The organism is Alcanivorax sp. DSM 26293 (assembly GCF_900107995.1).
In the GTDB taxonomy this organism is placed as follows: domain Bacteria; phylum Pseudomonadota; class Gammaproteobacteria; order Pseudomonadales; family Alcanivoracaceae; genus Alcanivorax.
In genome coordinates this window covers 63,605-77,705 of sequence record NZ_FNUM01000007.1, presented here as the reverse complement: position 1 = coordinate 77,705, position 14,101 = coordinate 63,605, and the positions used below count along the sequence as shown (strand labels likewise).

Here is a 14,101-nt window from a genome sequence, read left to right as displayed (position 1 = left end):
AAGCCACCACGAAACATCCTGCTCAAAATTGTGTACCACACAATGGCTTTACAGCGAGCCTTGAAATAGACGTTATATGAAGGCCGCTGATCAAAGCATTGTCGTTCATTAAAGGAGAAAGATGATGAACACGATCTTTCGGTCAGCAGGGCAAGTTTCCGAGAAGGCACTGTCGCCTTTGAAGGCTCAGCCGCTGCTCTACAGAGCGTTGCAACTGGTATTCGCGCTGGCTGCGTATGCTGGCGGTGTGTACCTGGTGGAAATGGCGACGCCGGAAGCCCGTCTTCCGGTTGTACTGTTCGCCGTTTACTTCCTGCCAGCGGTGCTCCGCGCCTGGCTGCAGTTTTACTGGCAGCTGCGCGGCGACAGCCGGGCTCAGGGTGTAAACCCCCACCAGTCGGTGTAACGCCGTAACCGGTACAGTCTGAAGACAGTGTCACGCGTGCAGGGGGCGGCCCGTTAACCCGGGTCAGCCACCCTGCCGCATCAGACGCTGCTTCTGACGGTTCCAGTCGCGCTCCTTTTCGGTGGCGCGCTTGTCAAACTTCTGCTTACCCTTGGCCAATGCGATATCGCACTTGGCGAACCCTTTTTTCCAATACAGGCTCACCGGTACACAGGTGTAGCCCTCTTTCTGTACGCCACCAAAGATGCGCCCCAGTTCGCGACGGTGCAGCAGCAGCTTGCGGCTGCGTACCGGATCCGGATTGACGTGGGTGCTGGCGGTGATCAGGGGCTCGAAGCGGGCGCCGAACAGGAAGGCTTCTCCATCCTTTAACAGCACATAGGCTTCGGTCAGGTTGCCTTTACCGGCACGCAGTGACTTCACCTCCCAGCCTTCCAGAACCAGGCCGGCTTCGAAGTGCTCTTCCAGATGATATTCGTGGCGTGCCTTGCGGTTTTGCGCAATGGTGGCCGACGGCGCTTTGGCTTTTTTCTTGGCGTTTCCCATAGGCGGGCGATTATAGAGCATGCGTTTGGCGGCTGACAGGGCTTTGTCTGTCTGAGCGGGTGAGAGTTGTGACAGCCCCTTACTTGAGCCGCCCAGTTAAAAAAAAGACAATAGCGCCACGCTATCGAGGGTAATCCTGTTATGAAGCAAGAGATCAAGCCGGTCCATGGCATGTGGGCCAGCCGTTGGGTGTTTATTCTGGCGGCGACCGGGTCGGCCGTGGGCCTGGGAAATATCTGGCGTTTCCCGTATATCACCGGCGAGAACGGCGGTGGTGCCTTTGTGTTGCTCTACCTGCTTTGTATTGCGGTGGTGGGGATTCCCATCATGGCGGCAGAGGTAATGCTGGGTCGCAAGGGCGGGCTGAGCCCGATCAACTCCATGCGCAAGGTGGCGGCGGACAGCAAGGTAAGTCAGCGCTGGGCCGGCATTGGCTACCTGGGCGCGCTGTCGGCGTTTCTGATCCTGTCATTCTATTCCGCGGTGGCAAGCTGGGCGCTGTATTACGCCTGGGAAGCCGCGCGGGGTGTGTTTGAAGGCATTACCGCCACCCAGTCGGAAGCCCATTTCAACGATATGCTGGCCAACCCGGGTTTGCTGTTGGGATACCACACGCTCTTTATGGTGCTGACCATGGTGGTGGTGGCCCGGGGCGTGAAAGGCGGGCTGGAAAAGGCGGTGCAGATTCTCATGCCGCTGCTGTTCGTGCTGCTGGTGGTGCTGGTGGGGTACGCAGCCACCACACCGGGGTTCAACGAAGGGGTGAGCTTCCTGTTCGCCTTTGATTTTTCCAAACTCACCGGGCAGGCGATCATCGTGGCCGTGGGGCAGGCCTTCTTTACCCTGAGTCTGGGTATGGGCGCGATCATGGCCTACGGGGCCTATATGCCCAAGGCGGTGAAGGACAAGAAGACCGGTCGCAGCAAACCCGTGTCGATCATGTCCACGGTGGCGATCATTGCCCTGCTGGATACGCTTGTGGCGCTGGGTGCCGGTGTGGCCATGTTCCCCCTGTTATTCTCCAGCGGGCTGGAAGTGAGTCAGGGCCCGGGGATGATGTTTGTGACCCTGCCGCTGGCCTTTGGTCAGATGCCGGGTGGGCTGCTGTTCGGTTCCCTGTTCTTTGTGCTGGTGGTGTGTGCCGCCTGGAGCTCGTCCATCAGTCTTGGTGAGCCGGTGGTGGCCTGGCTGGTGGAGCGCGGGCTGAAGCGGTCAATGGCTGCGCTGGTTGTGGGCCTGGGGGCCTGGCTGCTGGGTGTGGGATCGGTGTTGTCCTTCAATGTCTGGAAAGACCATACCTTCCTGGTGGGCACCTTCTTCGACAATATGGAGTTCCTGTCCACTACGGTGATGCTGCCGCTGGGTGGGCTGCTGATCGCCATCTTTGCCGGCTGGGTGATGAAGGAAACCCAGGCGCGCAAGGAGCTGGCCATGCAGAACTTCAAGCTGTATCTGGTATGGCGGGCACTGGTGCGGATTTTCTCTCCGGCAGCGGTTGTGGTGCTGTTTGTCTATTCCATCTGGGCGACCTTTACGCCGGAGGAAGAGGCCCGGGCCGAAGAGCCTCCGGCTCAGGAGCAGACGGAGGCGGCCACTGGGGACGCGCCGGCACAGGCCTCTGCTGCGTCTTTGCCGGAAGAGGGTGGCACCGAAGTGCCCGTGGAGCAGGAGTCTCCCTGATGGCGGACGATGCGCGAATTCATGTGGAAGTGGCTTATGCCCTGCCGGACAAGCAGCGTCTGATTGGCCTGGATGTGCCGGAGGGTACCACCATGCTGGAAGCGGCCAAGCTGTCCGGTATTGAGGAGCAGTTCGAGGGGCTGGTACTGGACAAGGCGCCCATGGGGATTTTTGGCAAGGTGGTGGCCAATCCGGCTGGGCAGGTGCTCAAACCCGGTGAGCGGGTGGAGATTTACCGCCCGCTGCAGGCGGATCCGAAGCTGAATCGCAAGAAGCGGGCGGCGGAAAAGGCCCGTTGATCCAGGCTGTCAGGCTGCAGGCTGGCCCGGGTCGCTGGGTTCCTGGGGTTGGGTTTCCGGATCCGGGGCCTGTTGCTGGGTGGCAGGGGCCGGCTCCGGGGTGACGTCTTCCCGCTTGCGCTCTTCCAGTTTGCGCTGCAACTCCCGGTCCTGTTGCGAGCTGGTTTTCTTGCGGAAGTCGTCGATGACTTCGCCTTCGTGCCGGCTATAACTGCCGTTTTCGAAGTGCAACACAATCTGCTGACTCACGTTGTCGCCCTTGCCGGGGCGGTAGGTCATCAGATAAAACCATTTGTCAGGCGTGAAAGGGTCTACCAGGGTTGGGGCGCCCAGCACATAGCGCACCTGCTCCGGGCTCATGCCAGGCTGCAACTCGCCGAGCATTTCCTCGGTGACAAAGTTACCCTGCGGGATATCGATCCGGTAGACACCGGGAAAGCGCAGGCTGCTGCAGCCAGTGACGGTCAGCAGGGTTGTCAGAATGAGGGCAACTGGAATTCGTGGCATGGTTTTTCGACTTCACTAAGTGTTCGGGCGATAATACAGACTTGCAGTAGCGGTACAAGTTTCCCGCTTTTTTTCATCGCCCTGGATCTGGGGCGGCCCGGACTTGGGTCCGGCGCCGCGGTAAAGTGACGGATTCAGGGGCATCGCCACCTTTTGGCATATTGGAGCATACGCATTGGATAATCAGGATCTCAGAAAAGCGGGCCTTAAAGTGACCCTGCCGCGGGTGAAAATCCTGCAGCAACTGGAGAAGTCCGAAGAGCGCCACCTGAGCGCGGAAGACATCTACAAGTCGCTGATGGACGCCGGCGAGGATGTGGGACTGGCCACCGTCTACCGGGTACTGACCCAGTTCGAGCAGGCGGGCATGGTGCTGCGCCACAACTTCGAGGGCGGCTCCGCCGTGTTCGAGTTGGCGGACGAAGACCACCACGACCACATGGTGTGCATGGAAACCGGTCAGGTGATCGAGTTCATGGATGAGGTGATCGAGAAGCGCCAGCACGCCATCGCCGAGGAACACGGCTACGAAATCATGGACCACTCGCTGGTACTGTACGTCAAGCCGAAGAAGTGATCCCGCGCCCGGGCCCAGGTGGCCTGGGTAGGGTGGATTAGCCGCAGGCGTCATCCACCCTACGTGGTGCGCCGACGTTTGTGCGCTGCCTGGGCGCTGCCGGTTATCTGACCCTCTGCCCGCGCGCCGCTGTTAACGATTCACTATTAACTGTTCACTGCCTTTCTAGGCTGCCTGGGCCTTGCTCAGCATCTCTTTGGCGTGGTTGCGGGTGGATTCGGTGATTTCCACGCCGCCCAGCATGCGCGCCAGCTCTTCGATTCTCGCGTTGTCGTCCAGCCCCTGGATACGGGTGTGGGTGGTGTCGTCCCCCTGAATCTTGTGCACCTGCCAGTGCTGGTGACCCTGGCTGGCTACCTGGGGCTGGTGGGTGATGCACAGCACCTGGGCGTGGCCGCCCAGTTCGCGCAGCAGGCGGCCGACGATCTCGGCCACGCCGCCGCCCACGCCCACATCCACCTCATCGAACACCAGGCTCGGCACGGTCAGGTTGCGGGCGCAGATCACCTGGATGGCCAGGCTTACCCGTGACAGTTCCCCGCCGGAGGCCACTTTGCCAAGCGGTTTCAGGGGTTGGCCGGGGTTGGCAGAGAACAGGAACTCCACCTCTTCCAGACCATCGGCGCCAGGGGCGCATTCGCCTAGCTGGGCGTCCAGTTTGGCCGCTTTCATGCCCAGGGCGGTGAGCTGTTTCTGAACCTGCTGGGTAAGAGTCTGGGCGGCGGTGCGGCGGGCCTTGCTGAGCTTGCGGGCGCTGTCCATGTACTGCTGCTGGGCCGCAGCTTCTTGCTCAGACAGGGCATGCAGGTGCGCGTCCACATTGCCCAGGGCGTCGGATTCCGCCAGCAGTTGGCGATGGTGTTCCACCAGCTCTTCCGGGCGGATGCGGTGCTTGCGTGCCAGGGTGTAGCTCTGGCTCAACCGTTCTTCCACCTGGGCCAGGCGTTCCGGATCCAGGTCCAGCCGTTCCAGGTAATGCCGCAGGTCGTCGGCGGCGGCCTCCACCTGCAGGCGGGCAGACTCCACGGTGTCGGCAATGGTGGCCAGGGCTTCATCCTGATTGCGGGCCTCGTCCAGCCAGTGGCTGACCTGGCTCAGATGGTCGTTGCAGGTGCCGTCCTCGCCCTCATAAAGCGCGTTCAGGGACTGCTGGCAAGTACGAATCAGACTTTCCGCATTGCCAAGCCGTTGTTGTTCCTGTTCCAGCTGCTCCAGTTCGCCTTCCTGCAGGGCCAGACTATCCAGCTCTTCCAGCTGGAAGCGCAGCAGCTCCTCCTTTTCGTTCTGCTCGCGGGCCTGATTCAGGGCGTCGTCGTGGGCGCGGCGAGCTTTTTGCCAGGTGCGCCAGTGATCGCGGACGGTGTTGGCCAGCTCCCGGGCCTCGGCGAAGTTGTCGAGAAGCTGCCGGTGAGCGTCCTTTTTCATCAGTGCCTGGTGCTCGTGCTGGCTGTGGATGCTGATCAGCCGTTCGCCGAGCTCACGCACTTCCGCCAGGGGGGTGGGGGTGCCATTCACGTAGGCCCGTGAGCGTCCATCGGCACGCACGGTGCGGCGCAGCAGACACTGGTTATCATCGTCCAGCTCCCGGTCGGCCAGCCATTGGCGAGCGGCCGGGTTGTCGCTGAGATCAAAGGTGGCGAGCACTTCCGCCCGGTCATGGCCGTGACGGACAATGCTGGAGTCGGCCCGGTCGCCGAGGGTCAGGCCCAGGGCATCAATGATTACCGATTTGCCCGCCCCGGTTTCCCCGCTGATCACGGTGAGACCGTTTTCCGGCTCCAGCTCCAACTGGTCCACGGTGGCAAAGTGACGAACGCTCAAATGGGTCAGCATGGTATCTCTCCGAAACGGGCAGACAGTGTGGCGACTAGCGGTTGGCCGGGGCCTGTATTACCTGGGTGCCGGCCAGTAAGTCATGCAGGCAGCGGCGATCACCGCGGAAGATCATTAGCGGGTCAATCAGCATGATCAGATTGACGCCGGGCACCTGAGCCAGCACGTGAAACAGCAGGTAGCGCAGGCCATACAGTTTACCGACAGGCACCGCGTTCTGCTCCATGCCGACGATTTTCATGCCCAGCAGCCATTTGCCGATTGTCTGCTGGCGATTGAACAGCAGCCAGCCCTGCACGGCCAGGAAGATCACTTCGCCGACGATAAACCAGACCAGGGTGGTGGTCAGATCGAGCACGCCGCTATTGGCCATCATGTCGGCCCAGGCGCCGGAAAAAAACACGATGGGGGCAATAATGGCAAGCTGGACCAGGCCATCAATGAGGGCGCCGAAAAATCGGTGCCAGCGGCTGGCTAACACCGCATTGTCCGCCGACCGGTGAGGTGGCGCTTCGGCGGCGGGGCTCTGGTAGGGGTTGTTGCTGTCGGTCATGGTGACATCCTTGTGGTAACAACTGTTCGTTTGGTCAGTGTTTCCAATAGTAGGGGATTCCGGGCGTGAGTGTAAGCCCCGCTCAACTCCTGACGATAACCCTATATAATGTCGTCCTGATTTTCTGTTACATATACCGCTATGACGAAGCTGGATCTCAACGAACGCAAACAACGACTGCTGATGGCGCTGGTGGAGCGTCATATCCGCGATGGGCAGCCGGTGGGTTCCAAGACGCTGGCAGCGGGTAGCGGACTGACGGTGAGCCCGGCCACTGTCCGTAACATCATGGCGGAGCTGGAGGATCTGGGCGTACTGGCCAGCCCTCATACCTCTGCCGGTCGTGTCCCCACGGAACTGGGCTACCGGCTGTATGTGGATTCCTTGCTGGCCTCCAGTGTCATGGAGCGCCCGGATCACAAGTCCCTGAAAAAGGAGTTGCGCCAGCTGCTGGCCCCGGAGCAATCCCCCCAGGAGCTGATTGCCCAGGCGTCACGGACCCTGGCGGAGCTGACCCGCATGGCCGGGTTGGTGGCGGTGCCACGCCGGGAGGTGACCACCCTTCGGCAGGTGGAATTCTTGCCGTTATCGGGCAAGCGGGTGCTGGTGGTGCTGGTGGTCAACCGCTCCGAGGTGCAGAACCGCATCATTCATACCGATCGGGACTACGACGAAGCAGAATTGCGCCAGGCCGCCAACTATATCAATCACACCTATGGCGGCTGCGATCTGAACAGCATCTGCGATGGCCTGCTGAACACCATGAACGCGGACCGGGCGCAGATGGATGTGTTGATGCGTACTGCCATGGAGGTAGCCGACAAGGCCCTGCGCAGTGAGCCGGAGAGCTCGGATTATGTGGTCTCTGGCGAATCCAACCTGCTCAAGTCCGCGGAAGCGGACAATCTGCATCAATTGCGGGACCTGTTCGACGCCTTTAATCACAAGCGCGATATCCTGCATCTGCTGGAGCGCTCCATGAAGGCGGACGGGGTGCAGATTTTCATCGGCCGGGAATCCGGCTTCCAGCCGTTCGAGGATTACTCGCTGATTTCCGCCCCCTACAAGGCGGATAACGGCCCGGTGGGCGTCCTCGCCGTGGTCGGCCCCACGCGCATGGATTACGAAAAGGTCATTCCCACCGTGGATATCACCGCCAAAATCCTTTCGGCGGCCCTGACCCAGCTTTAACCTCAGTTGACAGTGGACAGTTGATAATTGACAGCTGCGCGGGCGAGGTTGTTGATTTTGGAACGTATGAGGCCGCGCCCAGGCTTATGGGCGCGGCCTCTTGCGTCTCAGAAGCTGACCGGGCTTATCCCGCGACGCTGTCAACTGTCCACTATCAACTGTTAACTGCCTTCCTCCCCCTTGAATCCCGCCCGTTTGTTCCCATATCTTTGCCCGCTTTCCTGGAAAAGCCCGGATTGGGATGTGGAGTTAACAATGAGTGAGCAGGAAAAAGACCCGAAAAACGCCGAGCCGCAGGTAGAGACTGCCGAAGAGCAGCAGGCGGCCCAGGCTGAGGCTGCCAATGCGGAAGCCGAGGCCCCTGCGCCTGAGCAGCCCTCGGCTGAAGAACAGCTGGCTGAAGTGGAAGCTGAGCTGGCCAAGGTGAAAAAAGCCCTGGGTGAGGCGGATATCCGTGCCCAGGCGGAAATCCAGAATGTGCGCAAGCGCGCCGAGCGGGATGTGCAGCACGCCCACAAGTTCGCCCTGGAGAAATTTGCCGGCGATCTGCTGAGCGTGGCGGACAACCTGGAGCGTGGCCTGGCTGCCCTGGATGCCAACGACGATGCCCTGCAAGGCGCCCGTGAAGGTATCGAGCTGACCCTCAAATCCCTGCTGGATGCCTTTGCCAAGTACAACCTGGAGCAGATCAGTCCGTCGGACGAGCCGTTCAATCCCGAGTTGCACGAGGCCATGACCATGGTGCCGGTGCCCAATGTGGAGCCCAATACCGTGATTGAGGTGCTGGAAAAAGGCTATCAGCTGAATGGTCGCCTGATCCGTCCGGCCAGGGTGGTGGTCAGCAAGGCTGCCGAGTAAGCAAAAAGGCACTCTGGCCCCTTGAAACGGCATGAAGCACCGCCATATAGAGGCCAGACGAGTTGACAATTCAACTGCCCGGTTTGCCGTCAGGGAACCGGCTGGTGTGAAGGAGAAAGAGAGACATGGGTAAGATTATCGGTATTGACCTGGGTACGACCAACAGCTGTGTGGCCGTACTGGAAGGGGATAAAGCCAAGGTTATTGAAAACGCTGAAGGCGCGCGTACCACGCCGTCCATCATCGCCTACACCGACGACAAGGAAACCCTGGTCGGTCAGTCTGCCAAGCGTCAGGCGGTGACCAACCCGGAAAATACCCTGTACGCGGTGAAGCGTCTGATCGGCCGTCGCTTTGAAGACAGCGTCGTTCAGAAAGACATCAAAATGGTCCCCTACAAGATCACCAAGGCCGACAATGGCGACGCCTGGGTGGAAGTGAAGGGCGAGAAAATGGCGCCGCCGCAGATTTCTGCGCAGGTGCTGAAGAAAATGAAGAAGACCGCGGAAGACTATCTGGGTGAGGCCGTTACCGAGGCCGTCATCACCGTGCCCGCGTACTTCAACGATTCCCAGCGTCAGGCCACCAAGGATGCCGGTCGCATCGCCGGCCTGGACGTGAAGCGTATTATCAACGAGCCCACCGCGGCTGCCCTGGCCTATGGCCTGGACAAGAAAGGTGGCGATCGCACCATCGCGGTCTACGACCTGGGTGGGGGTACCTTCGATATTTCCATCATCGAGATTGCCGAAGTGGACGGCGAGCACCAGTTTGAAGTGCTGGCCACCAACGGTGACACCTTCCTGGGCGGTGAGGATTTCGACCTGGCGCTGATCAACTTCCTGGCGGATCAGTTCAAAGCAGATTCCGGTATCGACCTGGGCGGTGATCCGCTGGCCATGCAGCGTCTGAAGGAAGCGGCCGAGAAAGCCAAGATCGAGCTGTCCTCCGCCGAGCAGACCGAAGTGAACCTGCCGTACATCACCGCAGACAGCACTGGTCCCAAGCACCTGGTGGTGAAAGTGACCCGTGCCAAGCTGGAATCCCTGGTGGGTGACCTGGTGAGCCGTTCTCTGGAACCGTGCAAGACGGCACTGACTGATGCGGGCGTGAAAACTGCCGATATTACCGACGTGATTCTGGTGGGTGGTCAGACCCGTATGCCGCTGGTGCAGAAGAAAGTGACCGAGTTCTTCGGCAAAGAGCCGCGCAAGGACGTGAATCCGGATGAAGCCGTTGCCATGGGCGCTGCCATTCAGGGTGCGGTACTGAGCGGTGATGTCACCGACGTGCTGCTGCTGGACGTGACGCCGCTGACCCTGGGTATCGAAACCATGGGCGGTGTGATGACGCCGCTGATCGAGAAGAACACCACCATCCCGACCAATGCGTCCCAGGTGTTCTCCACTGCGGATGACAACCAGACCGCCGTGACCGTGCATGTGTTGCAGGGTGAGCGTAAGCAGGCGGCACAGAACAAGTCGCTGGGCCAGTTCAACCTGGAAGACATTCCGCCGGCACCGCGCGGCATGCCGCAGATCGAAGTGACCTTCGACATCGACGCCAACGGTATTCTGCACGTGGGCGCGAAAGACAAGGCCACCGGCAAAGAGCAGTCCATCCAGATCAAGGCCTCCTCCGGTCTGACCGATGAGGAAATTGATCAAATGGTGAAGGACGCCGAAGCCCACGCGGACGAAGACAAGAAGTTCGAAGAGCTGGTGCAGACCCGCAACCAGGCGGACCACTTGGTGCACGCCACCAAGAAGACCCTGGAAGAGGCCGGTGACAAGGCCACCGACGAAGAGAAGGAAGCCATCACCAAGGCCGCTGACGAGCTGGAAGCCGCCGCCAAAGGCAGCGACAAGGATGACATCGAAGCCAAGATCAAGGCGCTGTCCGAGGTCTCTGCGCCGCTGGCCGAGAAGCTGTACGCCGAACAGGCGCAGCAGGCCGAGGGCGCTGCCGATGCGGGAGCCGGTCAGCAGAAAGCGTCCGGTGATGACGTGGTCGACGCCGAGTTTGAAGAAGTGGACGACGACAAGAAGAAGTAAGCCGTCGGACATCCCGGTGCCGCGCCCAGGCGCGGTAGCCGGGAGATCCGCGCAACTTCTTTATTGCCGGCGACCTGCCGGCGTTTTTGTGTGACGGGACTGATTCAAAAAGGCCCACTATGTCCAAACGTGATTATTATGAAGTGCTGGGGGCGTCCAAGGATGCCAGTCAGCAGGATTTGAAAAAGGCCTATCGACGTCTGGCCATGAAATACCATCCGGACCGTAACCCGGATGATCAGGAGGCGTTGGCCAAGTTCAAGGAAGCCAAGGAAGCCTACGAGGTGCTCGCCGATGAGCAGAAGCGGGCAGCCTATGACCAGTTCGGCCATGCCGGTGTGGATGGCCAGGCCGGTGCTGGCGGAGCCGGCGGCTTCGGCGGGGGTGGCTTTGGTGACATCTTCGGCGATATTTTCGGCGACATCTTCGGTGGCGGCGGCGGTGGTCGTCGTGGCCCGGCTCGGGGTGCGGATCTGCGTTATACCCTGGAGCTAACCCTGGAACAGGCAGTGCGCGGCTGCGAAGAGAAAATTCGCATCCCCACCTGGGATAGCTGCGAGGTCTGTCACGGCAGTGGTGCGAAAGAGGGGGCCCAGCCAGTTACCTGTAACACCTGTGGTGGCATGGGCCAGGTGCGCATGCAGCAGGGTTTCTTTACCGTGCAGCAGACCTGCCCAACCTGTAAGGGTGAGGGGCAGATCATCAAGGACCCCTGCACTAATTGTGGTGGCCAGGGCCGGGTGCAGAACACCAAGACCCTGTCGGTGAAAATCCCTGCCGGTGTGGACACCGGTGACCGGATCCGTCTGGCGGGGGAAGGCGAAGCGGGTATGCACGGTGCCCCGGCCGGCGATCTGTATGTTCAGGTGGCAGTGCGCGAGCACGATATCTTCCAGCGCGATGGGGCCAACCTGTTCTGCGAAGTGCCGATCAGTTTTGTCGATGCCACCCTGGGGGGGGAGCTCGATGTGCCCACCCTGAATGGCAAGGTGAAACTGAAAGTCCCGGCGGAAACCCAGAGTGGCAAGCTGTTCCGTTTGCGCGGCAAGGGGGTGACTCCGGTGCGCGGCGGTGGCCCGGGGGATCTGCTCTGCAAGGTAGTAATCGAAACACCGGTGAAACTGTCCGGTGAGCAGAAAGACCTGTTGCGCAAATTCCAGGAATCCCTGGAAAGCGGGGGCAATCGCCATAACCCGCGCAAGAGCAGCTGGTTCGAAGGGGTGAAGCGTTTCTTCGACGCCAAATAATCCTTTCTCCCAGCCTGATAAAAAAGCCCGGTGCCCCAAGCCCGGGCTTTTTTTGTGGTGATCAGGCAATAGTCTGAAATTTGACCGCTTTCGTTGCCGCTTTATCCCTCCCTGCGATATTGTGCATAAAAACAACAATAACAGAGGTAATCATGGCTGCGCGGCGACTGGCAGGGATGCTGGGGACTATGTTGTGTTGTCTTCCCCTTTCTTTATATTCGGCGCCTGTGGATCAGGCTCACCAGCGTGCACGGGCTACCTTTGCCCAGAAGGCGCCGCTGGCGCTGGATGATCAGGTGCTGGATGCGCCCTGGGTGTCGGCGCCCTTCGAGGCTTCCGCGTACACCTACACCTTCGATGAAATTCGTCAACACTGGTCCATCTTTATGCGGGGCCTGGGCATCCCGTTCCCGTCGCCGGACTACTTGAAGGTACGTTATCAGCGGTTCCCCTCCCTCTATCGGGATCTGCGTTACCAGGATGACAACTGGGAGCAGCACAGCCGCAATGTGCTCGAGGTCTGGCAGGCCTTTTTCCGGGGCGACTTCCGCCATGCCCGCGAGCTCGGCAAACGCTATGGGGGGTATGCCCGGGTGCCGGGGCTGGTGGCGCAGATTATCTATGCCACCTACCTGGCGCCGAGCCACACCGAGAAACAGCAGCTGCTCCAGGAGGCCATTGATCAGATGGCCTGGTTTGGTGAGCAGGTGGCGATCCTGCCGGGGGAAGAGTCCCTGACAGCGGATTACTGCATGCTGCGTCTGGGGTTTGGTTATGCGGTGGCGCGGCTGGCGGAGGATGAGTCGGTGCCGGCCACATTGCAGCGTAATTACGCGGCCATGGTGATCAATGCAGCTACCGAGATTCTGGCAGTGGAGCCGTCCCATCCGTTGGCGCTGTCGCTGAGCGCCGCCTTTGAGGCCAATGTGCTGCGCCGGGTGGGCAAAGCGGCGGGCAGGCTGACACTGGCGGCGGATAGCGAGGATGCCACGCAGCCTTTTGAGTTGTCGCTGGCGGCAGTGCCGGATCTGGCGATTGTGCGGTATGAGTATGCCAACAGCCTGCTTTATACCTACCAGGATGAGGCTGCGGGGCGGGCGTTGGCACAATTACAGAAGGCCGCCGATTTGCCAGCACGGTTTTCCATGGAGTGGCTGGATCGGGCCTATGCCCGCAAGCGCCTGCAGGAGGTGCAGGCCTGGCGTGACAGCGGTATGAGTTTCCGGCGTTTTGACCGCAAGCGGCGCAAGTTCATGCGCAAGGAGAACATCAATCTCTACGCGGTGACCCGCCCGCCCTTTCTGGTAGACTAGCGGCCTTCAGTCGTTTTGCTGTGGCCGGGCTCGAAGGAGTCTGCCGCAGTGCAATTTCCAAGGAAGTAGCATGAAAGTAGGCATTATCGGTGCGGCCGGTCGCATGGGCCGGATTCTGATTGAGGCCACTCTGGCCAACCCGGATACCACGCTGGCAGCGGCGGTGGATGTGCCCGGTTCCAGTCTGATCGGCGCCGATGCCGGTGAGCTGGTGGGGCAGGAAGCCAGCGGCGTGCGGCTGGCGGATGACCTGAACAAGGTGGTCAGGGATGCCGATGTGTTTATTGACTTTACCGTGCCGGAAGCCACTGCCCGCAATGTGGAAATCTGCCGCGCGGCGGGCACCAAGCTGGTGATCGGGACGACCGGGCTGGATGAAAACCAGAAGGCTGCCCTGCGGACAGCCAGTGAAGAGATCGCCATCTGCTTCGCGCCCAACTACTCCATTGGCGTGAATCTGTGCTTCAAGCTGCTGGAAACCGCCGCCCGGGTGATGGCGGAAGAAGCCGACATTGAAGTGATTGAGGCCCATCACCGTCACAAGATCGACGCGCCCTCCGGTACGGCGCTGCGTATGGGAGAGGTAGTGGCCCAGACCCTGGGGCGTGACCTGAACGAATGCGCCGTCTATGGGCGTGAAGGTCGTACCGGTGAGCGCGATCGCCAGACCATCGGTTTCGAGACCATTCGTGCCGGGGACATTGTTGGCGATCACACCGTCATGTTCGCCGCAGACGGCGAGCGAGTGGAAATCACCCACAAGGCCTCCAGTCGCATGGCCTTTGGTCGCGGGGCGGTCCGGGCCGCAGCCTGGCTGGCCAGCCACGACAAGGGATTGTTCGACATGCAGGATGTGCTTGGTCTGGCGGGTGAAAGCGCCGGCTGGGGCAAGGCCTGAGAAAGCCCCGGGGGCTGCCAGCGGTCGGTTGCGCCCGGCAAAGGGTGACATTTGCCGGCTGAGCCCCTAAAATAGCGCGCAGCCCGTGATGGGCGTGCGGGGCACTGATGACGAATTTCATGAAAAAGCGAGGTGGAGC

The 14,101-nt window shown here is 60.7% G+C and carries 14 protein-coding genes; 10 read left to right on the top strand and 4 right to left on the bottom strand.

Translation table 11 applies throughout. The annotated features are described in order from the left end of the window. Window positions 1-121 precede the first annotated feature (121 nt). Window positions 122-406 (top strand): hypothetical protein, encoded by a 285-nt coding sequence (locus tag C4S63_RS13125; RefSeq protein ID WP_062817097.1) that lies wholly within the window; start codon window positions 122-124, stop codon window positions 404-406. A gap of 63 nt (window positions 407-469) precedes the next feature. On the opposite strand, the gene smpB is transcribed toward C4S63_RS13125, so the two are convergent. After that, window positions 470-952, bottom strand: a complete 483-nt coding sequence (gene smpB / locus C4S63_RS13120; RefSeq protein ID WP_062817096.1) for an SsrA-binding protein SmpB — start codon at window positions 950-952, stop codon at window positions 470-472. A 141-nt stretch (window positions 953-1,093) separates the two neighbouring features. Here smpB and C4S63_RS13115 point away from each other — a divergent pair, with 141 nt between their 5' ends. Further along, on the top strand, window positions 1,094-2,632 hold the full coding sequence (locus C4S63_RS13115) for a sodium-dependent transporter (protein ID WP_103917824.1): 1,539 nt from the start codon (window positions 1,094-1,096) through the stop codon (window positions 2,630-2,632). Continuing rightward, complete coding sequence (locus C4S63_RS13110; RefSeq protein WP_062817095.1) at window positions 2,632-2,931, top strand: RnfH family protein; 300 nt, start codon at window positions 2,632-2,634, stop codon at window positions 2,929-2,931. Before C4S63_RS13115 ends, C4S63_RS13110 begins: the two co-directional genes overlap by 1 nt. A gap of 9 nt (window positions 2,932-2,940) precedes the next feature. Here the strand turns inward: C4S63_RS13110 and bamE are convergent, their stop codons facing one another. Further along, entirely contained in the window at window positions 2,941-3,438 is a 498-nt protein-coding gene (gene bamE, locus C4S63_RS13105) for an outer membrane protein assembly factor BamE (protein WP_082844804.1), read from the bottom strand. A 175-nt stretch (window positions 3,439-3,613) separates the two neighbouring features. Between bamE and fur the strand changes: the two genes are divergently transcribed. Next, entirely contained in the window at window positions 3,614-4,015 is a 402-nt protein-coding gene (gene fur, locus C4S63_RS13100; RefSeq protein ID WP_062817094.1) for a ferric iron uptake transcriptional regulator, read from the top strand. A 165-nt stretch (window positions 4,016-4,180) separates the two neighbouring features. Here the strand turns inward: fur and recN are convergent, their stop codons facing one another. Both recN and C4S63_RS13090 read right to left on the bottom strand, forming a co-directional pair. Further along, on the bottom strand, window positions 4,181-5,848 hold the full coding sequence (gene recN, locus C4S63_RS13095) for a DNA repair protein RecN (protein WP_103917823.1): 1,668 nt from the start codon (window positions 5,846-5,848) through the stop codon (window positions 4,181-4,183). A 34-nt stretch (window positions 5,849-5,882) separates the two neighbouring features. Beyond that, complete coding sequence (locus C4S63_RS13090; RefSeq protein WP_103917822.1) at window positions 5,883-6,401, bottom strand: RDD family protein; 519 nt, start codon at window positions 6,399-6,401, stop codon at window positions 5,883-5,885. A 141-nt stretch (window positions 6,402-6,542) separates the two neighbouring features. Between C4S63_RS13090 and hrcA the strand changes: the two genes are divergently transcribed. The 6 genes from hrcA (at window position 6,543) to dapB (ending at window position 13,962) form a co-directional block, all read left to right on the top strand. Then, the gene (gene hrcA / locus C4S63_RS13085; RefSeq protein WP_062817091.1) at window positions 6,543-7,592 is read left to right on the top strand and encodes a heat-inducible transcriptional repressor HrcA; all 1,050 of its coding nucleotides are present in this window, start codon (window positions 6,543-6,545) and stop codon (window positions 7,590-7,592) included. 255 nt (window positions 7,593-7,847) lie between these two features. Beyond that, window positions 7,848-8,450, top strand: a complete 603-nt coding sequence (gene grpE, locus C4S63_RS13080) for a nucleotide exchange factor GrpE (protein WP_062817090.1) — start codon at window positions 7,848-7,850, stop codon at window positions 8,448-8,450. Window positions 8,451-8,575: 125 nt separating this feature from the next. After that, window positions 8,576-10,504 carry a molecular chaperone DnaK gene (gene dnaK / locus C4S63_RS13075; RefSeq protein WP_062817089.1) on the top strand — a complete coding sequence of 643 codons (1,929 nt, stop codon included), beginning with the start codon at window positions 8,576-8,578 and terminating at the stop codon, window positions 10,502-10,504. Between the two features lie 119 nt (window positions 10,505-10,623). After that, window positions 10,624-11,751 (top strand): molecular chaperone DnaJ, encoded by a 1,128-nt coding sequence (gene dnaJ, locus C4S63_RS13070; RefSeq protein ID WP_103917821.1) that lies wholly within the window; start codon window positions 10,624-10,626, stop codon window positions 11,749-11,751. Between the two features lie 152 nt (window positions 11,752-11,903). Then, window positions 11,904-13,064 (top strand): hypothetical protein, encoded by a 1,161-nt coding sequence (locus tag C4S63_RS13065; protein ID WP_235000019.1) that lies wholly within the window; start codon window positions 11,904-11,906, stop codon window positions 13,062-13,064. A 70-nt stretch (window positions 13,065-13,134) separates the two neighbouring features. Then, the gene (dapB, locus tag C4S63_RS13060; protein WP_062817086.1) at window positions 13,135-13,962 is read left to right on the top strand and encodes a 4-hydroxy-tetrahydrodipicolinate reductase; all 828 of its coding nucleotides are present in this window, start codon (window positions 13,135-13,137) and stop codon (window positions 13,960-13,962) included. Window positions 13,963-14,101 lie beyond the last annotated feature (139 nt).